The following is a 19,316-nucleotide window of genomic DNA, read 5'->3' on the forward strand; positions in this document are numbered from 1 at the left end:
CGCTTTAGGGTGTGTGGGGATTTAGGTCAGGGTGGAGCGAGAATGGCTGATTTTCGCGACCCGGAGCGCAGCGTACCTTCGGTACGTGAGCACCGGAAGCGCGAAACTGGCCGTTCGCAGCCCGCCATGGGCTAAATCCCCACACAGCCTAGACCATCGCCATCAGGCTCGCATTGCCGCCGGCGGCGGTGGTGTTGATCGACAGGCTCACTTCCTCCAGCAGCAGGTCCAGCGGATAGGCGCCGTTATCGTCGGCGGCGTGCAGCGCCACGATCATGCCCTCGCGTGCGGCCAGGTCTTGGGCGGCATGCATGGCCAGCACGCGTGCCTGATCCTCGCCATTCAACTCGACAAGCGCGGCGGCCAGATCTGCCTTGGCGCCATCGGCAAAGGTCACGCGCGTGGCAAGCGCTGCGGGGAAGCCGGCAGGCAATGCCCGGATCGGCGCACCGGGCAGGATCACCGCGTGGTTGCCGGTGGCCAGCACCGCGCCCAGTTGCCGCCACAGCCCGTCGGCTGTCGTCGCGTAAAGGGCGATCGCGCCGCGCGGCGCCAGGCGATAGCGATTGCTTTCGCCCACCGGCCCGGGCAGCGCTACCTCGATCCCCAGGCGGCTACGGGTGGCATCGGCGCGCACGGCCTGGGCAGTTGCGCCGTGGCCCTGGCTTTCCAGCCAATCGGCTAGCATGGCAACCGCCGGATCGGCCACGGCGCGTGCACCGTCCAGGGCCGGGGGCGTGGCCACCGCGCCGCGCACCAGGCGCGCCAGGTAAAGCGGGCCGCCAGCCTTGGGGCCGGTTCCGGAAAGCCCGCGCCCGCCAAAGGGTTGTACGCCCACTACGGCGCCGATCGTGTTGCGGTTGACATAGAGGTTGCCTGCTTCCACCGCGCGCGTCACCCGCGCCATGGTTTCGTCCAGGCGCGTGTGCAGGCCAAACGTGAGGCCATAGCCGGTGGCATTGATCGCCGCGATCAGCCGATCGAGATCGCGCGCGGCATAGCGCACCACGTGCAGCACCGGCCCGAACACTTCGCGGCCCAGCGCCTCGATACCGGGAATTTCGATCAGCGTTGGCGCCACGAACGTGCCGTGCCCGCACGATGCGGGCAGGGGCAGGCGGTGGATGCGTGCGCCGCGCGCGGCCATGGCGGCCACGTGCGCTTCGATCCCGTCGCGCGCCTGGGCGGTGATCACCGGGCCGATGTCGGTCGCCAGCGTATCGGGGTTGCCCACGGCCAGTTCGGCCATCGCGCCGCGCAGCATTGCCAGGGTGCGGTCGGCCACGTCTTCCTGCAGGCACAGCACGCGCAGGGCCGAACAGCGCTGCCCGGCGCTGTCGAACGCCGAGGCGATGACATCGGCCACCACTTGTTCGGCCAAGGCCGAGGAATCGACGATCATCGCGTTCTGGCCGCCGGTTTCGGCGATCAGCGGGATGGGGCGGCCCATGGCGTCGCTGCGCGTGGCCAGGGTGCGCTGGATGATGCGCGCCACTTCGGTCGATCCGGTAAACAGCACCCCGGCCACGCCCGGCGCTTCCACCAGCGCGGCGCCGATTGCGCCGTCGCCGGGCACGAGTTGCACGACATCGGCCGGCACGCCGGCCTGGTGCAACAGGGCAACCATCTGCGCGGCGATCAGCGGGGTCTCCTCGGCCGGCTTGGCCAGCACAGGATTGCCCGCCACCAAGGCAGCGGCCACCTGTCCGGCAAAGATCGCCAGCGGGAAATTCCACGGCGAAATGCACACGACCGGGCCGAGCGGGCGGGTATGGGCCAGGCCGCTGCGGGCCTGCACCGCGTAATAGCGCAGGAAATCGACCGCTTCACGCACTTCGCCCACGGCGTTGGCGGCGGTTTTCCCTGCTTCGCGCATGATCAGCCCCAGCAAGGCGCGGCCTTGTTCTTCCAGCAAGGTGGCCGCGCGCTCCAGCATGGCCGCCCGCGCGGCCACGGGCGTTGCTGCCCACACCGGCGCGGCACCTTGCGCGCGCGCCACTGCGGCGGCCGCCGCCTCGGGCGTGGCTGGCCAGACATGCCCCACCACGTCGCGGCGATCGGCAGGGTTGCACACGGCCTCGCCGCCGTCCTGGTTGGCCGGGGTGCCGGCCTGCCAGGCCTGCCTGGCCGAGGCGTCCAGGCGGGGCGCCAGGTCGGCCAGCACCGCTTCGTCGGCCAGGTCCAGCCCGGCCGAATTGCGCCGATCGGCAAAGAGGGCAGTGGGCAGGGCCACCGCCGGATGCGGCGCGCCGGGATCGGCACTGGCCGCAACCAGCGCCACCGGGTCGGCAGCGAGTTCTTCCACCGATACCGCCGGATCGTTGATGCGGTTGACGAACGAGGAATTGGCCCCGTTTTCCAGCAAGCGTCGCACCAGATAGGCCAGCAGCGTTTCGTGCGTGCCCACGGGGGCATAGACGCGGCACGGGCGGTTCAGCTTGTCCGCGCCCACCACCTGGTCATAAAGCCCTTCGCCCATGCCGTGGAGGCACTGGAACTCGTAATCCCCGATGGCAAAGTCCGGGCCGGCCAGGTGCAGCACCGTGGCGACCGATTGCGCGTTGTGCGTGGCAAACTGCGGAAACACCACGTCGCGCGCCGCCAGCAGCTTGCGCGCACAGGCCACATAGGCAAGATCGGTATGTACCTTTTGCGTGTAGACCGGGAAATCGGGCAGGCCATCCACTTGCGCGCGCTTGATTTCCGCGTCCCAATAGGCGCCCTTGACCAGCCGCACCATGATGCGCCGGTTGCTGCGCCGCGCCAGGTCCACGATCCAGTCGATCACGAAGGGGCAGCGCTTCTGATAGGCCTGCACCACAAAGCCCAGTCCGTTCCACCCCGCCAGTTCAGGATCGAGCGCCAGGGCTTCGAGCAGATCGAGTGACAGTTCCAGCCGGTCGGCCTCTTCTGCGTCGATGTTGAGGCCGATGTCATGCCCCTTGGCCAGCAGGCACAGTGCCTTCACGCGGGGCAGCAGTTCCGCTTTCACCCGCTCCACCTTGGCGCGGGCATAGCGCGGGTGCAGGGCCGACAGCTTGATCGAAATGCCCGGCCCGGCGTGGATGCCGCGCCCGGCGCTGGCCTGGCCGATCGCCGCGATCGCCTGCTCGTAAGATGCGTTGTAACGGTCGGCATCGGCCGCCGTCATCGCCGCTTCGCCCAGCATGTCATAGGAAAAGGCAAAGCCCTTGGCCTCGCGCGGCGCGGCGCGGCGCAGCGCTTCCTCGATGGTTTCGCCGGTCACGAACTGCTCGCCCATCATGCGCATGGCCGCGTCCACCGCGCGGCGGATCACTGGCTCGCCCATCCGCGCGATGAGCCGCGTGAGGCTGGCACCCAGGCCTGCCTCATCTTCGGCCTGGACCAGACGGCCCGTCACCAGCAGGCCCCACGACGCCGCGTTCACGAACAGCGGGCGGTCTTTGCCCACGTGGCCGCGCCAATCGCCCGGCGCGATCTTGTCGCGGATCAGCGCGTCGCGCGTGGCCACGTCGGGAATGCGCAGCAGCGCTTCGGCCAGACACATCAACGCCACGCCTTCCGGGCTGCTCAGCGCATATTCCTGCACCAGCGACTGCACGGCGCCCGGTCGCGCGTCGGCGCGCAGGCTGGTGATCAGCGCAGAGGTGGTCGCGGCGATCGGCGCTTCCAATCCGGCCGGCACGCGCGCCTGTGGCAGCAGCGCGGCGACGCAGGCGCGCTCAGGCCGGCGCGTGGCAGCCGTGATTGCCTTGGACAACGGCGATTGTCCGGCAAGCGGCGGGGCAAAGCTGGCAAAGGGGCGGGCGGCAGGCGCGGTCTGATCCATGGCGCCATGGTATCATGGTGCTGGCAGGCCATTGGCCTTATTTCGTGCTCGCACCAATCCAGATAGCCTGAAAATGGCGGGTCAAACAGACCGCCTGGGCGCGTTCAGGCAACCGCCGCGGTCACCACGATTTCCACGCGCCAGGCTGGGTCGGCCAGGCTTGCCTGGCCCGTGGCACGGGCAGGGGGTGGCACATCGGCGACAAAGGCATCCCAGGCGCGGTTCATTTCGTCGAAATCGGCCATGTCGGCAAGCCAGATCATGGCTGACAGCATGTGTGCCTTGGTGCTGCCTGCCAGGATCAGCAGCCGTTCGATCTCGGCCAGGGCGGTGCGCGTCTGGTCGAACACGCTGTCGCCAGCCTCGCCCACCTGGCCGGCCAGATAGACGGTGCCGTTGTGCACCACGGCCTCGCTCATGCGGGGGCCCGGTTCGATGCGGATGATGGTGGACATGGCTGCGGCCCCTTGAACAAATGATACGCGCCGGGAAGCCTGTAAGCCGGGTTCTGTCGCACCGACGGTATCCCACTGGTGGACCGTATCGGCGCGGGCAGCCATTCCTCTCGGCGACCTGTTGCCAGGCCGCTCCAGCAACCAACCCGGGCAACTGGCGCGAAACCCGCCTGCATCCTTTCAGATGCGCGTTGCCCCTATTCGGTCTTGCTCCGGGTGGGGTTTGCCATGCCGCTTCCGTTGCCGGTCGCGCGGTGCGCTCTTACCGCACCCTTTCACCCTTGCCCGGGGCCCGAAGGCCCCGTCGGCGGTTTGCTCTCTGTGGCACTTTCCCTTGCCCGGCTTGCACCGGGCCGGCGGGCGTTACCCGCCACCCTTGTTTCGTGGAGCCCGGACTTTCCTCGGCATCAGACGAAGTGATGACGCGGCTGCCCGGCTCCCCGGCGCGAGGCGGTCACCTAGCATGGCCCAGATCGCGCGCCAACAGCAGTTCGAACAACAATGCGCCGATTTGTCCGTCCACCTGGCCATCGATCTTGTGCGGACGCCAGCGCCGCTGGAATGCCGCGACTGCGGCTTCCTTGTCGGTCACGTCATAGCCAAAGCGTTCCAGTGCCAGGAAAAACGCGCCTTCGTTGTCATAGAGCAGGCGCATCTTAGGGCGCGGGCGGGGCAGGGTGAGGTTGTACCGCGCCAGCATGTCCCAATCGAACAACTCACCCGGATCGGTCTTGCGCGCCGGCGCCACGTCGGAATGGCCGACCACGTTGGCGCGGGGAATGTCGTGCCGGCGGACGATGTCGCCCAGCAGCGGGACCAGGGCTTCCATCTGCGCATCGGGAAAGGGGCGATAGCCGAACTCGTGCCCAGGGTTGACCAGTTCGATCCCCACGCTCGCCGAATTGACGTCGGTGATCCCGCGCCAGAAACTGCGCCCGGCGTGCCAGGCGCGCTTGGCTTCATCGACCAGGCGCACCACCGTGCCGTCTTCGTCGATCAGATAGTGCGCCGAAACTTCGGCTGTCGGGTCCTTCAGCCGCTCCAGCGCTTCGGCCCCGCTTTGCATGCCGGTATAATGCAGCACGACCATGGACACCGGCAGCCGCCGCTCGTTGAAATTGGGCGACGGTTCTTCGCGATGGACCAGCCAGCGGTTCATGCCTGCCTGATGCGCTCAGCGAACCGGCAGCACCGCGCCCAGCACCAGGGCATCGGCAGCAACGTGGGTCTGGAAGCCGCCGCCCAGGCCCTGCGCCAATTGGTAGAGCATGGCGGCCGGTGCCGTGCGGCTGGAAAGATCGGCCGGGGCCAACGTGCCGGCCAGGGCCTGGCCGACCAGCGGATCGAAGGCGATGCGCGGCCCGCTCGCGCGGATCACCAGTTCGGTCGCGCCACCTCTTACTTCGCCCGCAATGTCCAGGTTGCCGCCGCGCACCAGCGCTTCGATCCCGATCAGCGACAGATTGAGCAGCGTCTTGACCGCCGCCTTGGGCAGCATGTCGTCGGCCAGCGCCCAAGCCACTGAAATGCGAGGGTTTGCCGCCACCAGCGCGTCAACCAGCGCGCGCGGTTCGTTCACCGGCACCATCTCGCCAAAGCCACCCGCCGCGCCGAATGCCAGGCGGAAAAAGCGCAGCTTGTTGGCCGAACTCGTCGCGCTTTGTTCCAGCAATTCCATGCACTTCTGGCGCATTTCCGGGTCGCGTTCCTCTGCCAGCAGTTCCAGCCCGTTGGTGAGCGCGCCCACCGGGCTCAACAGGTCGTGGCAAAGCCGCGAGCAGAGCAGGCTGGCAAGATCGAGGGTGGCGATGGTCATGGAACGTGGACAAGCCTTTACCAGATATGTGCGCGGGATCACGTGCCTGATGCACCCTCTCCCCGGCCAATCGCCTTAACCGTCTGCGACGCGATAGGAAAGCGCTTGAAATGCGGATGGCGCATCCCGCCACAACGTCACTTGCGCACCGGTCACGATTGCCCAGATCCGCCCGTCGCCAGCCCGGCTTGCAGAATCGGTGGCAGAAGGTTTTGCTAAGCCATTGGGGTGGCTGTGAAAATAGCCCAATATCGCGGGCCCTCCGGCGCGCGCCGTGCGGTGCGCGGCGATCAGCGCCAGGGGATCGATCTCGAAATGATGCAACGGATCTGGTGCCACATTGGTGCATTCCTGCGCCCGGCCGATGTGCAGGCCGGTACCCAGCAAGAGCCCGCACGCCTCGCTTGGGTGGGCCTGCGCCGCCGCGGCGAGCATCGTCGCGTGGGCGGCGGGCGAAAGGGTGATGTCAGGCGTTGCGCTGGCGCCCTTCGACAGGCTCAGGGCGAACGGAGGTTGGGACGCAGAAGAGGCAGACGGTTTCCCATCACTCCCACCCTCTCCGTTCGGGCTGAGCTTGTCGAAGCCCCCTCGCGCGCCGGAGCCAGCTTGCCGATTGCGCGCCAAGACCGTCAATCGATCCCAATCCCCATCGATCAAGGCCTGTTTTTTCGCCCGAGACCAGCCCTTGATTCGCAATTCGGCCGAAAGCGCTTCCTCCCGCGTGGCAAAGTCCTGCTGCCACACCAGCCGAACCGGACGGCGTTTGGCGGTAAAGCCGCCGAGCTGACCACTTTCGTGCTGCGCCATCCGCCGGGTCAGGTCATCGGTGTGCCCCGCATAAAACGATCCATCGGCGCAGCGCAGAAGGTAGGCATGGAAGGCCATCGGCCAGGCAATACACCCCCTTGTCGCAGGCCGCAATCGTTCCCATATCGGCCTTCCAATGGGGGGAACCGACGACATTCTGACCGGCACGATCGCCGCGCCCGGCCGCCTCGACAAGGCACTGGCCGACGCAAGCGGGCTTTCGCGCGAGCGGGTCAAGGCGCTGCTCGACGATGGGCGCGTGACGCTCGATGGCCAGGCCGTGTGCCAGGCCTCGCTCAAGGTTGCGGCCGGCGCCGCGTTTGCTGTGCAGGTTCCGGCGGCCATTCCGGCCGAGGCCGTGGCGCAGGACATTCCGCTGTCGGTGACGTATGAAGACGATGCGCTGATCGTGGTGGACAAGCCGGCCGGCCTGGTGGTGCACCCGGCGGCGGGCAATCTCGATGGTACGCTGGTCAATGCCTTGCTGCACCATTGCCGCGGCCAGCTTTCCGGCATCGGCGGGGTGGCACGGCCGGGCATCGTGCACCGGATCGACAAGGATACCTCGGGCCTCTTGGTCGTGGCCAAGAGCGATGCCGCGCACGAAGGGCTGGCGCGCCAGTTTGCCGACCATTCGATCATCCGGGCCTACAAGGCGGTTACGGTGGGGCAGCCGATCCCGGCCGCCGGCACGATTACCGGCGCCATCGCCCGGTCGGTGCATGACCGCAAGAAGATGGCGCTGGTGGCCGATGGGCGGGGCAAGCACGCCGTCACCCACTATCGCACGCTCGCGCGCCTCGACGGTGCGGCCCTTGTGGAATGTCGATTGGAAACAGGCAGAACCCACCAGGTGCGCGTTCACCTTGCATCAATCGGGCATTCGCTATTGGGTGATCCTGTCTATGGACGCGCGCCCGTCAAAATTCGCCCTATCCTGGCCCGGATCGGCTTTGCCCGACAGGCGCTGCATGCGGCAGAATTGGGTTTCATTCACCCGATCAGCGGCGAAGCGCTCCATTTCACCAGTTCGACGCCCGTCGATATGACGGAACTGATTGTCGAACTGGGCGGTTCTTGAGTTCGATCATGGTATAAATCGATTACTGTGTATCAAAAGGATGTGTGGCCCCACCGGGGAATGCTCGCTAGAGGTTCTCCATCGGGGAACTGACGCGACGAAAGGATGTGTTCAGGTGAGCAACAAGACAGCAGTGGCCAAAGCCCCCGCGACCGTTCCGGCCCTGGGCGGGGAAGCCAGCCTCAACCGCTATCTCTCTGAGATTCGTAAGTTTCCGGTGCTGACGGCTGAGCAGGAATACATGCTCGCCAAGCGCTACCAGGAACATGCCGATCCCGAAGCCGCCGCCCAGCTGGTGACGAGCCACCTGCGACTCGTGGCCAAGATCGCCATGGGTTATCGCGGCTATGGCCTGCCCGTGTCCGAGCTGATTTCCGAAGGGAACATCGGCCTGATGCAGGGCGTCAAGAAGTTCGAGCCCGATCGTGGCTTCCGCCTGGCGACCTATGCCATGTGGTGGATCAAGGCCTCGATGCAGGAATTCATCCTGCGCTCGTGGAGCCTGGTCAAGATGGGCACCACCGCGGCGCAGAAGAAGCTGTTCTTCAACCTGCGGCGCATGAAGAAGAACCTCGAAGCGTTCGAGGATACCGATCTTTCGCCTGAAGACGTCCGCAAGATCGCAACCGACCTCGGCGTGCCCGAGCAGGAAGTGATCAACATGAACCGGCGCATGATCATGGGTGGCGATGCCAGCCTGAACGTGCCGCTGCGCGAAGACGGCGAAGGCACCTGGCAGGATTGGCTGGCCGACGATCGTCCGCTGCAGGACGAAACCGTGGCCGACGCCGAGGAAGCCCATTTCCGCCACGACATGCTGGTGGAAGCCATGGGCAGCCTCAACGAGCGTGAGCGCCATATCCTGACCGACCGCCGCTTGGTGGACGATCCCAAGACCCTGGAAGAACTGAGCCAGGTCTACAACGTCAGCCGCGAACGCGTGCGCCAGATCGAAGTGCGCGCCTTTGAAAAGCTGCAAAAGGCGATGCAGCGCATCGCCGGTGAACGGCACCTGCTGCCGGCGGTTTGAGCCTCTTTGCCTTGAAAGCAAAAACCCGGTTATCCAGCAGGATAGCCGGGTTTTTTGTTTGAGGTTTCAAGAAGTGGGACCCCGGACTTGATCTGGGGGCCCACGCAACGCTCGCCCCCTCAATGAAAATCCCGCGACCGCGGCAATACCCGCACTTGGCGCGGATGGCGGGCCATGGCCGGATCGGGCGTGGGCGCCGCGCCATCCTCGTGCAGCTGCGCCAGGGCCTCGCTGGCATCGTGTACCAGCGCGGCCATCAAGTGCACCACGCCTTCCTTGCTGCGCTGCACTTCGCCTTCGATCACCATGAGCCGCGCGGCCATGACCTGGCGCCGCTGTTTCTCGAAATCGCGCGCCCATAGCAGCGCATTGACCACGGCGGTTTCGTCTTCCAGCGTGATGAAGATGGCATTGCCCTTGCCCGGCCGCTGGCGCACCAGCACCACGCCGGCCACGCGCACTTTCTGCCCATCCTTGCCGGCATTGACCTGCGCGCACGATAGCACCCCCTGCGCCGCGAAACGCGCGCGCAGGAATTGCATGGGGTGGCCTCTGAGCGAAAGCCGCTGGGTCTGGTAATCGGCCACCACTTCCTCCGCCATTGGCATGGCAGGCAGGGCGGCATCGGGCTCTGCCGCCAGTTCCGGCGCATCGAGCGCAGCGAACAGCGGCAATTGCCGGGGCGGCACGCGGCGCACGTCCCATCCCGCCTGGCGCCGGGAGCGGCCCAGCGATCCCATGGCATCGGCATCGGCGAGCAGAGCCAGCGCGCGCGAGGGCAGTTCCGCCCGCCGCGCCAGGTCTTCGGGAGAGGTGAAAGGCCCATCGATCCGCGCCCGTACGATGGAAGCGGCCCATTCTTCATGGAACCCGTCGATCAGGCGCAGGCCCAGGCGCAGCACGCGCTCTTCATCTAGCGTGCAATCCCACCAGCTTGCATTCACATCGGCGCCATGCACGTGCACGCCATGTTCACGCGCATCGCGCACCAGTTGCGCCGGGGCATAGAAACCCATGGGCTGGCTGTTGAGCAGGGCGCAGGCAAACACGCCGGGATAATGGCATTTCAGCCATGACGAGACATAGGCCAGCCAGCCGAACGCCTGCGCATGGCTTTCGGGAAAGCCGTATTCGCCAAAACCCTTGATCTGTTCGAAGCAACGCTCGGCAAAGTCTTCCGGATAGCCGTTTTTCACCATGCCACCGATGAACTTCTCCTGATAGTTGGTGACAGTGCCGTGGTTGCGGAACGTGGCCATGGCGCGGCGCAGGCCATCGGCCTCTGGTGGGGAAAAACCGGCGGCCACGATGGCCAGTTTCATTGCCTGCTCCTGGAACAGCGGCACGCCCAGGGTCTTTTCCAGCACGCTTTTCAATTGGCCTTCAGGGCCAGGGAAAACCACCGCCTCTTCGCCATTGCGACGGCGGAGATAGGGGTGGACCATCCCGCCCTGGATCGGGCCAGGCCGCACGATCGCTACCTGGATCACCAGGTCATAGAGCTCGCGCGGCTTCATGCGCGGCAGCATGGCCATCTGCGCGCGGCTTTCCACCTGGAACGTGCCCACGCTGTCGCCCTTGCACAGCATGTCGAACGTCGCCTTGTCCTTGCGCGGCACGGTGGCCAGCGAGAAACGACCCAACTTCAGCCGCTCCATCAGATCGAAGCTCTTGCGGATGCAGGTGAGCATGCCGAGGGCCAGCACGTCCACTTTCATCAGTTGGAGCGTGTCGATGTCGTCCTTATCCCATTCGATGAATGTGCGATCGGCCATGGCGGCATTGTGGATCGGCACCAGTTCGTCCAGCCGGCTTTCGCACAGCACGAACCCGCCGACATGCTGCGACAAATGGCGCGGAAAGGTCAGCAGCCGGTCGACCATCTCGCGCAGCCGCGCGATCTCGCGGTTCTCGGGATCGAACCCGGCCTGCGACAGGCGCTCCTCGGGCAGCGAGCCGCGCCCCCAACTGCCCCAGACCGTGCCGGAAAGCCGCGCCGTCACGTCTTCGGAAAGGCCCAGCGCCTTGCCCACGTCGCGGATCGCGCTGCGCTGGCGATAGTGGATCACCGTCGCCACGATCCCGGCGCGCGCCCGGCCATAGCGGCGATAGATGTATTGCATCACTTCCTCGCGCCGCTGATGCTCGAAATCCACGTCGATATCGGGCGGTTCATGACGCTCTTCCGACAGGAAGCGGGAGAACAGCAGGCGTTCCTGCACCGGATCGATCGGGGTGATGCCCAGCAGGTAGCAGACCAGCGAATTGGCGGCCGAGCCGCGCCCCTGGCACAGGATCGGCGGGGAAAGGCTGCGGGCATAGTGCACGACATCGTGCACGGTGAGGAAGTAATAGGCGTAATTTTTCAGTTTGATGAGGCGGAACTCCTCATCCAGAATCTTACGATAGCCCTCGGGCAGGCCAGCGGGAAACTGGCGACCCGCGCTTTCCAGCACCAGGTGCTCCAGCCAGCCCTGTGGGGTCCAGCCGGGCGGGACGGGCTCGTGCGGATACTCGTACTCGATCTGGTCGAGTGTGAAAGTGATGCAATCCAGCCAATCCTGCCCCGCCATCAGCGCTTGCGGGCACAGGGCAAACAGGCGCGCCATTTCGGCCGGCGGCTTGATATGCCGCTCGCCATTGGCGGCCAGGCGGCGCCCGGCGGCGCGCACCGTGGTGCCAAGGCGCGTGGCGGTCAGCACATCGTGCAGGGGGCGGTCTGCGGGCACGGCGTAAAGCGGGTCGTTGCTGGCAATCAGCGGCACCCCGGTTTCCTGCGCCAGGGCCATGCGCCGGGCCAGGTCGCGTCCGTCGCGCCCGGCGCGGGGCATCGTGGCGGCCAGCCACAGATGCGGCGTTGCCGCGCGCAGCCGCTCCAGCAGATCGGCGCTGCCGTCCATGGCAATCAGCGCCAGGCCCTGCGCATGGTCCAGCAGATCGGGCAACGTGAGGTGGCAATCGCCTTTTTCCACGCGGCGATTGCCCAGCGTAAGCAGGCGGGTCAGTCGCCCCCAGGCCGCGCGCGTGGTGGGATAGGCGGCAACATCGGGCGTGCCATCGGCAAAGCACAGCCGGGCGCCCACTTTCAGGGCAAAGCCGTTCGCCCGCCCGCCCACCTTCCGCCAGGCGGCATGGGCGCGCACCACGCCGGCCACGCTGTTCCTGTCGGCAATGCCGATGCCTTTCAGGCCCAGGGCATGGGCGCGCGCGACCATTTCGGCCGGATGCGCCGCGCCGCGCAGGAAGCTGAAATTGGTGGCCGCCACCGGTTCGGCAAAGAACGGCGTGTCGCTCATGGAAACAGCCCGTGGACATACCAGGACGGCGCATTTTCCATGCCGTCATAAAGCCCGCGCCGAAACACCCACAGACGGCGGCCGCGCGCATCCTCGATCCGGTAGTAATCGCGCGTGGTGCGGGCGGCGCCTTCGCCCATGTGGCCGCCGCGCTGGCGCCACCATTCGGGTGCAATGCGTTCCGGCCCTTCGGCGTGGATCACTTCATGCACTGCGCCGCGCCAGCGCAGGCGCAGCGGCGGGCCATCGGGCACCCCGGCAATCACTTCGATCCTCTGCGGCGGATCGAACAGCAGCAGGGGGCGTGGCATGGTCGGAAGATGAAATGAAACGGAGCCGTTCAATTCTGCGGCAGGCAGGCTGACTTGTGCAGCTTCGGGCATGTGCCGGTCGGCCGGGGCCAGGCGCAGAACGGCATCCTGGCCCAGCCGCACGCCCAGCCGGTCGATCAGCGCCTGCAGGCTGTCCTGCGTTTCCTCACTCTGGTCCAGCCCGGTCTGCCGCGCGTCCAGCGGATCGGCCCGCTTGACCGACAGCGTGATGGCATCGAAGCCAAAGCCGGGATCGATCGGGTCGGCTAGGCTGTCGATCCGCTCGCGCAATAGGCGCACCACCAGCGGTGGATCGCGCGTGGGCTGGCCGGTTTCCACCAGCAGACGCCGCCGCGCGCCATCGCTGCGATGCAGAGTGAGGGCAAAATGGCGCCCGCCCAGGCGGCGCTGCTCCATCTGCGCGGCCACCTGGCGCAACAGATCCTCGGCCACTTCCAGCACGTCGTCAGTGCGGGCGATGGGTTCGGCAAAGCCCGCTTCGGCCCGGATCGGGGCCTGCACCGGCTGCGGCGCCAACGGCGCAGCCACATCGCCCATCACCTGGCGCAGGCGCAGCACCAGCCCTTCGCCAAAGCGGGCAGCGAGTGTTGGCGCCGGGCGCGTGACCAGGTCACCCAGCCGCTTGAGCCCGGCGCGGCGCAAGGCGGTGGTGGCGGCCTCGCCCAGGTCCAGCGCGGAGACGGGCAGGGCGGCCACGTCTTCGGCGCGGCGCTGGGCCGGGGTGCCATGGCGGGCGAGGGCACGCGCTGCCGCCGGATTGCCGGCCAGCGCATGGATTGTGGAAAGGCCTGTAATTTCAGTTGCCTTTGCCACCATCTTCGCTTCCGATCCGAAGAGATGCGCGCAGCCGCTGATATCGAGCAGCAGGGCATCGGGCGGATCGGGCATCACGCTGGGGGTCAGCGCGTGCATCGCCTTGGCCAGGTGCGTCAGCAGCGCGGTATCAGCGGCCGGATCATGGGGCAGGGTGGCGAGATCTGGACAGCGGGCGCGGGCATCGGCCAGGGTCATGCCCGGCGCCAGGCCATGGCGGGCCGCATCACGCTCCACCGCCATCAGCCGCAACGCCTGCCCGCTGCGCGCCACCAGGGCCAGCGGCGCGCCTTCGGGCAGCGGGTCTGTTGCTGTGGCTCTAACCCGTTCGCCCCTAACCCGTTCGCAGGGCAGCCATGGGAAGTACAGCGCCAGATGGCGCCGTCCTTGCGTTTTCGTTCCGGTTGGGGGTGCCGCCAAGGGACCCGGTGGTGTCCCGGAAACCGCCATGTTGTTCATCCCATTGCAAATGCCACGTCTGCCCCGCTGGCCCACCCCGCCAGCGCAGCGCCTCAACCGCGATCATCGGCAGGCCGGGCGGGCGCACTTGCGCGCCGGGTGGCGCCTCCAGCGGCAGGGATGGGGCACTGGCCACTTGCCAGCGGGTGTGCGCCGCACTGGGCTGGGCATTTGCCGCATGGCGCAGCAAGACCAACGGCGTCTGCGTGCGTTCGGCGGCCAGCACGAAGCGGCGGCTGGCGGTCAGGTCATAGCCCTTGAGCGGCCCTTCGCTTTCCAGCAGGACCAGCGCCAGGCCGGGGCAACGCGCCCCTTCCAGCCCGGCGCGCAGCAGGGCCGCGGCATCGCGCGCTTCCACCAGCAGCAGCCGCGCGGGATCGATACCCAACCGCGCCAGCCCTTCGCCATAAAGCCCCAGCCCTTGGCGCAAGGCCCCGCGCACCACCAGCACCGCGCCTTGGCGATTCGCCGTGCCCAGTCCCAGGGCAAAGGCCAGCCCCGCCGCGCGATCATCGCCTTCCCCATGCACTTCATGCACTTGCCCCGCCGCCAGCACCGGCATCGGCCGGCGCAAGGCCGGCCTCAGACGCCAGGTGGGCGAAGAGAGGATCGGGGCGGAAGGCGTTTCCATGTTCCTATTATGTTCCATTTTGCCTGCCCTGTCGAGGCTGGCCGTTGGAACAGGTGGGGACAGCAGGATGCCTTGCCGCCCATGGCGCCGGCCAGGATCACGCAAAAAAGGCCGCACGACCATCTGGTTGTGCGGCCTTTTGTCACATGGGAGAACGGTTCACTTCATCGTGGGGATCACGAAGCTCTGGTCCACCACGCCGCCCGATGTGCTGGGCCAGCGCTGGGTCACGGTCTTGGTGCGGGTGTAGAAGCGCACGCCGTCCATGCCGTATTGGTTGAGATCGCCAAAGCCCGAGCGCTTCCACCCGCCAAAGCTGTGATAGGCCACCGGCACCGGGATCGGCACGTTGATGCCAACCATGCCCACTTCCACCTTGGCGGCGAAATTGCGGGCGGCGGCGCCGCTGCGGGTGAACATCGCCACGCCATTGCCATAGGCGTGGTTGGTGGCGAGCGCGATGGCCTGGTCCACATCCTGCGCGCGCACGATCTGGAGCACCGGGCCGAAGATCTCTTCCTGGTAGCTGCGCATTTCGGGCGTAACCCGGTCAAACAGCGTGGGCGCCAGGAAATAGCCGTTTTCATAGCCTTGCAGCGAGAAGCCACGGCCATCCACCACCAGTTCGGCGCCTTCATCCAGGCCCATCTGGATGTAGCTTTCGATGCGCGCCTTGTGCTGGGCGGTCACGACCGGGCCATAGTGTGCGGCTTCGTCGGTGGAAATGCCCACCTTGAGGCTGGCGATCCCGTCGATCAGGCGGGCGCGCAGTTCCTCGGCGGTTTTGTCGCCCACCGGCACCACCACGGGCAGCGCCATGCAGCGTTCGCCGGCCGAGCCATAGGCCGCGCCGAGAATGTCGCTGACGACCTGGTCGAAATCGGCATCGGGCAGCACGATGCCGTGGTTCTTGGCGCCGCCCATGCACTGCATGCGCTTGCCCGCCTGGGCGCCGCGCTGGTAGACATAGTTGGCGATGTCGGACGAGCCGACGAAGCTGACCGCCTTGATGCGCGGATGGTCGAGAATGGCATCGACGGCCACCTTGTCCCCATGCACCACGTTGAACAGGCCCACCGGGCCGCCGGCTTCGAGGAACAATTCAGCCAGCATATTGGGCACCGAGGGATCGCGTTCCGACGGCTTGAGGATGAAGGCATTGCCGGTGGCGAGCGCCGGGCCGCTCATCCACAGCGGGATCATTGCGGGGAAATTGAACGGGGTGATCCCCGCCACCACGCCCAGCGGCTGGCGCATCGAGAACACGTCGATCCCCGGCCCGGCGCCTTCGGTATATTCGCCCTTGAGCAGGTGGGGGATCGCGCAGACGAACTCGATCACTTCCAGCCCGCGTTGGATATCGCCCTTGGCATCGGCAATCACCTTGCCGTGTTCGGCCGAAAGCGCGTGGGCCAGCTTGTCCATGTCGCGTTCGATCAGGCGCTTGAATTCGAACATGACGCGGGCGCGGCGCTGCGGGTTGAGGGCGGCCCATTCGGGCTGCACGGCCGCGGCGAGCGCCACGGCCCGATCGACATCAGCCTCGCTCGCCAGGCCGACCTGCGCCTGGACTTCGCCGGTGTTGGGATCGAAAACGTCGCTCTTGCGGCCAGAAGTGGCGGCAACGGCGGCGCCGTTGAGGAAATGGTCGATCTGGCGCATGGCAACTCTCCCGGCAAAGTTTGATGCCTGCTTGTAGCCCGTGCGCAAATATCCTGATACTGGCATTTTCGCCAAACAGGCCGTGCAAATTTGCAGGAACACCATGCGCATTCGCCAGTGGGACGACTTGAGGATATTTCTGGAAGTGGCGCGCCATGGCCGCCTGACCGCCGCGGCCCGTGCGCTGGGGCTGGACCATTCCACTGTCTCGCGCCGGCTTGATGGGCTGGAAAGCGGGCTGGGGGCGCGATTGGTGGACCGTTCGCCCAGTGGCGCCCGGCTGACCGAGGCGGGCCGTGCCCTGCTGCTCCATGCCGAGCGGATCGAGGCGGAAACCCATGCGGCCGACAGCGCACTGGGCGGGGTGGACACCGAATTGACCGGCACGGTGCGGGTGGCGACGCCGGCGGCTTTTGGCACATACCTGGTGGCGCCGCGCATGCCGCTGTTCATGGCCCGCCACCCGCGCATCGTGCTGGAACTGGCGCCCGAAACCCGCGCCGTCAGCCTCTCGCAACGCGAGGCAGACCTGGCCGTGACGCTCAAGCGGCCGCCGCGCGGGCGGCTCTATGCCCGGCAACTGGCGCCCTTCACCGTGGGCTTCTATGCCGCGCCTGCGTATCTGGAGCAGCACGGTACCCCCGAAAGCGTGGACGATCTTTCGCGCCACCGGCTGATTTCCTATATCGACGACCTGATCGACTGGCCCGAGCTGCGCTATCTGGATGAAGTGGCGCCGGGCATGCAGGCGCAGTTCCGCTGCACATCGGCCACGGTGCAACTGGCGGCGGTCCAGGCGGGCGGGGGCATCGGCCTGTTGCACACCTTTGCCGCCGATGGCGATCCCACTCTGGTGCGGGTCCTGCCCGATGTGGCGGTGCCACGCGCCTATTGGCTGGTGGTCCACGCCGAATTGCGCCGCTTGCCGCGCGTGCGCGCCGTGGCGGAATTCCTGGAGGAAGCAGCGCAGGGCGCGGGTCTTCACACAAAATAAGCCGCTGCCGGGGCAGACAATCACGCCACGCCTTCCTATCTGGATGGGCAACGACATCTTGCCGGAGCGCCCCTTTGACCGATACCGCCACGCTCGACGCCAAGTTTCCCCTGCTTGCCGCGCATGACCAGCCACCCTTTTCCGCAATCCGTGCCGACGACATCGTGCCGGCGATCACGGCCGCGATTGCCACGCACCGGGACGCCATGGCGCAATGCGTGGCCCGCGCCGGAGCCCCGGCAATGCTGGCCTTCAAGGAAGAGGCCGACCGCCGCATCGGCGAGGCCTGGGGTGTGATCGGCCATCTGCTGGCCGTGACCAACACCCCCGAACTGCGCGCCGCCCATGCCCAGGCGCAGCCGCTGATCGCCGCGCACTTTGCCGCCGTGGGCCAGGACCGCGCGCTTTACGAAGCGATCCGTGCCATCGACCCGGCGGCGCTGGATTCGCTGGCGGCCCGTGCGCGGGAACTGGCGCTGCGCGATTTCGAGCTTTCCGGCGTGGCGCTCGATGGGCAGGACGCCAACGATTTTGCCGAGAACCAGGTGGAGCAGGGGCGCCTGGCCACCGAATATGCCAATGCCGTGATGGATGCGACCGAAGCCTGGAGCCTGCACGTGACCGACCCGGCACGGCTGGCCGGCGTGCCCGAGGCCGATCTGGCCGGCATGGCCGCTGCCGCGCAGGCCAAAGGACACGAGCAAGGCTGGCTGATCACGTTGCATGCCCCGGTGGTGGTGGCCGTGCTGACATATGCCCAGGACCGCGCGCTGCGCCAGGAAGTGAGCCGCGCCTATGCCACGCGGGCATCGGACCAGGGGCCGAATGCCGGCCAGTTCGACAACGGGCCGCGCATGGCCGCACTGCTGGCCCTGCGCGCCAGGGCGGCGCAGCTGCTGGGGCAGGGCGATGCCGCCAGCCTGTCGCTGGCCACCAAGATGGCCGAAAGCCCGGCGGCGGTGGAAGCATTCCTGACCGACCTGGCCGCCCGCACCCGCCCGCTGGCGCAGGCCGAACTGGCCGATCTGGCCACGTTTGCCCGCGATGAACTGGGCATCGAGACGCTGGAGCCGTGGGACATGGGCTTTGCCACAGAGCGCGCGCGGCTGGCGCGCCATGCGCTCGATCAGTCCGAAATCCGCCGCTACCTGCCGCTGGACAAAGTGCTGCCCGCGCTGTTCGGCCATGTCGAGCGGCTGTTTGGCGTGACCTTCCGCGAAGTGGCGGGCGAGGGGTTGTGGCACGAGGACGTGCGCCGGTTCGACCTGTTCCGCGCTGGCCAGGATGCGCCGTTCGCCCGGCTTTACGCCGATTTCTTTGCGCGCGAAGGCAAGCGCGGTGGGGCGTGGATGAACGTGTGCCGCTCTCCCAGCCGCGCGGCGGAACAGGCGCAGATGCCGGTGGCCTATCTGATCACCAATTTCGCCAAGGCGGCGCCGGGCAAGCCCGCGCTGCTCCAGCATGCCGACATGGTGACGCTGTTCCATGAAATGGGCCACTGCCTGCATCACCTGCTGGGCGAGGGCGACTTGCCCTCCATCGGCGGGATCAGCGGGGTGGAATGGGATGCGGTGGAACTGCCGAGCCAGTTCCTGGAAAACTTTGCCTATGATGCGCACGTGCTCAAGGCGGCTTCGGCCCACGAGGAAACCGGACAGCCGCTGCCCGATGACCTGATCGTGCGCCTCAACGCCGCGCGGGGCTTCATGGGGGCGCTTGCCGTTTTGCGCCAGATCGAGTTCGCGCTGTTCGACATGCGCCTGCATCGCGCCGCGGCCGATGCGCCCGATGTGCAGGGCCTGCTCGATGCGGTGCGGGCCGAAGTGGCGGTGATGCGCTATCCGGCGTGGAACCGCTTTGCCCACGCGTTCAGCCACATCTTTGCCGGTGGTTATGCCGCGGGCTATTATTCCTACCTCTGGGCAGAGCTGCTTTCGTCCGACGCCTATGAGCAGTTTGCCCAGGCACCGCAGCGCCAGGGCGAGCTTGGCGCGGCGTTCCGGCGGGAAGTGCTGTCCCAAGGCGGCGGACGCGCGGCCATGGACAACTACGTGGCGTTTCGCGGGGGCGCGCCCGATCCGGGTGCGCTGCTGCGCGTGCGCGGGCTGGCGGCCTGAGTGGAGGCCTGG

Annotated in this window: 13 protein-coding genes and 1 other RNA gene; 4 read left to right on the forward strand and 10 right to left on the reverse strand. The window is 67.1% G+C overall.

Features of this window, described 5'->3' with window-relative positions; all coding sequences use genetic code 11:
• Positions 1–148: 148 nt before the first annotated feature.
• The 6 genes from putA to FHW94_RS23685 all read right to left on the reverse strand — a co-directional run bounded on the left by putA (position 149) and on the right by FHW94_RS23685 (position 6,967).
• Positions 149–3,811: a trifunctional transcriptional regulator/proline dehydrogenase/L-glutamate gamma-semialdehyde dehydrogenase gene (gene putA, locus FHW94_RS06925; protein ID WP_168554937.1), complete on the reverse strand. Its 3,663-nt coding sequence runs from the start codon at positions 3,809–3,811 to the stop codon at positions 149–151.
• A gap of 104 nt (positions 3,812–3,915) precedes the next feature.
• Positions 3,916–4,266 (reverse strand): RidA family protein, encoded by a 351-nt coding sequence (locus FHW94_RS06930; RefSeq protein WP_168554938.1) that lies wholly within the window; start codon positions 4,264–4,266, stop codon positions 3,916–3,918.
• Between the two features lie 26 nt (positions 4,267–4,292).
• Positions 4,293–4,710, reverse strand: an RNA gene (gene rnpB / locus FHW94_RS06935) — RNase P RNA component class A.
• A gap of 10 nt (positions 4,711–4,720) precedes the next feature.
• Positions 4,721–5,425 carry an N-acetylmuramoyl-L-alanine amidase gene (locus tag FHW94_RS06940; RefSeq protein WP_168554939.1) on the reverse strand — a complete coding sequence of 235 codons (705 nt, stop codon included), beginning with the start codon at positions 5,423–5,425 and terminating at the stop codon, positions 4,721–4,723.
• A gap of 15 nt (positions 5,426–5,440) precedes the next feature.
• Positions 5,441–6,082: a histidine phosphotransferase family protein gene (locus FHW94_RS06945; RefSeq protein ID WP_168554940.1), complete on the reverse strand. Its 642-nt coding sequence runs from the start codon at positions 6,080–6,082 to the stop codon at positions 5,441–5,443.
• 75 nt (positions 6,083–6,157) lie between these two features.
• Entirely contained in the window at positions 6,158–6,967 is an 810-nt protein-coding gene (locus FHW94_RS23685) for a Mov34/MPN/PAD-1 family protein (protein ID WP_349237453.1), read from the reverse strand.
• Between the two features lie 58 nt (positions 6,968–7,025).
• Here FHW94_RS23685 and FHW94_RS06960 point away from each other — a divergent pair, with 58 nt between their 5' ends.
• Both FHW94_RS06960 and rpoH read left to right on the forward strand, forming a co-directional pair.
• The gene (locus FHW94_RS06960) at positions 7,026–7,970 is read left to right on the forward strand and encodes an RluA family pseudouridine synthase (protein ID WP_168554941.1); all 945 of its coding nucleotides are present in this window, start codon (positions 7,026–7,028) and stop codon (positions 7,968–7,970) included.
• Positions 7,971–8,085: 115 nt separating this feature from the next.
• Entirely contained in the window at positions 8,086–9,000 is a 915-nt protein-coding gene (rpoH, locus tag FHW94_RS06965) for an RNA polymerase sigma factor RpoH (protein ID WP_349237454.1), read from the forward strand.
• 119 nt (positions 9,001–9,119) lie between these two features.
• Here the strand turns inward: rpoH and FHW94_RS06970 are convergent, their stop codons facing one another.
• From FHW94_RS06970 to FHW94_RS06985, 4 genes are all read right to left on the reverse strand, one after another.
• The gene (locus FHW94_RS06970; RefSeq protein ID WP_168554942.1) at positions 9,120–12,296 is read right to left on the reverse strand and encodes an error-prone DNA polymerase; all 3,177 of its coding nucleotides are present in this window, start codon (positions 12,294–12,296) and stop codon (positions 9,120–9,122) included.
• Positions 12,293–13,891: a DNA polymerase Y family protein gene (locus tag FHW94_RS06975; protein ID WP_168554943.1), complete on the reverse strand. Its 1,599-nt coding sequence runs from the start codon at positions 13,889–13,891 to the stop codon at positions 12,293–12,295. The genes FHW94_RS06970 and FHW94_RS06975 overlap by 4 nt, the downstream gene beginning before the upstream one ends.
• Positions 13,776–14,531, reverse strand: a complete 756-nt coding sequence (locus FHW94_RS06980; protein WP_168554944.1) for a hypothetical protein — start codon at positions 14,529–14,531, stop codon at positions 13,776–13,778. Before FHW94_RS06980 ends, FHW94_RS06975 begins: the two co-directional genes overlap by 116 nt.
• Positions 14,532–14,690: 159 nt before the next feature.
• On the reverse strand, positions 14,691–16,193 hold the full coding sequence (locus tag FHW94_RS06985; protein WP_168554945.1) for a CoA-acylating methylmalonate-semialdehyde dehydrogenase: 1,503 nt from the start codon (positions 16,191–16,193) through the stop codon (positions 14,691–14,693).
• 103 nt (positions 16,194–16,296) lie between these two features.
• On the opposite strand from FHW94_RS06985, the gene FHW94_RS06990 reads away from it, so the two are divergent.
• Both FHW94_RS06990 and FHW94_RS06995 read left to right on the forward strand, forming a co-directional pair.
• A complete protein-coding gene (locus FHW94_RS06990) occupies positions 16,297–17,187 on the forward strand; it encodes a LysR family transcriptional regulator (RefSeq protein ID WP_210425468.1) in 891 nt (296 codons plus the stop codon).
• A gap of 74 nt (positions 17,188–17,261) precedes the next feature.
• Entirely contained in the window at positions 17,262–19,304 is a 2,043-nt protein-coding gene (locus FHW94_RS06995) for a M3 family metallopeptidase (protein ID WP_168554946.1), read from the forward strand.
• The last annotated feature ends 12 nt before the right edge of the window (positions 19,305–19,316 follow it).

The organism is Novosphingobium sp. SG720 (assembly GCF_012275365.1).
Taxonomy (GTDB): domain Bacteria; phylum Pseudomonadota; class Alphaproteobacteria; order Sphingomonadales; family Sphingomonadaceae; genus Novosphingobium; species Novosphingobium rhizosphaerae.

Coding starts and splice junctions, on each gene's coding strand:
- putA (WP_168554937.1), bottom strand. CDS start 3,811: ATGGATCAGACCGCGCCTGCCGCCCGCCCCTTTGCCAGCTTTGCCCCG.
- FHW94_RS06930 (WP_168554938.1), bottom strand. CDS start 4,266: ATGTCCACCATCATCCGCATCGAACCGGGCCCCCGCATGAGCGAGGCC.
- FHW94_RS06940 (WP_168554939.1), bottom strand. CDS start 5,425: ATGAACCGCTGGCTGGTCCATCGCGAAGAACCGTCGCCCAATTTCAAC.
- FHW94_RS06945 (WP_168554940.1), bottom strand. CDS start 6,082: ATGACCATCGCCACCCTCGATCTTGCCAGCCTGCTCTGCTCGCGGCTT.
- FHW94_RS23685 (WP_349237453.1), bottom strand. CDS start 6,967: ATGGCCTTCCATGCCTACCTTCTGCGCTGCGCCGATGGATCGTTTTAT.
- FHW94_RS06960 (WP_168554941.1), top strand. CDS start 7,026: ATGGGGGGAACCGACGACATTCTGACCGGCACGATCGCCGCGCCCGGC.
- FHW94_RS06970 (WP_168554942.1), bottom strand. CDS start 12,296: ATGAGCGACACGCCGTTCTTTGCCGAACCGGTGGCGGCCACCAATTTC.
- FHW94_RS06975 (WP_168554943.1), bottom strand. CDS start 13,891: ATGGCGGTTTCCGGGACACCACCGGGTCCCTTGGCGGCACCCCCAACC.
- FHW94_RS06980 (WP_168554944.1), bottom strand. CDS start 14,531: ATGGAAACGCCTTCCGCCCCGATCCTCTCTTCGCCCACCTGGCGTCTG.
- FHW94_RS06985 (WP_168554945.1), bottom strand. CDS start 16,193: ATGCGCCAGATCGACCATTTCCTCAACGGCGCCGCCGTTGCCGCCACT.
- FHW94_RS06990 (WP_210425468.1), top strand. CDS start 16,297: ATGCGCATTCGCCAGTGGGACGACTTGAGGATATTTCTGGAAGTGGCG.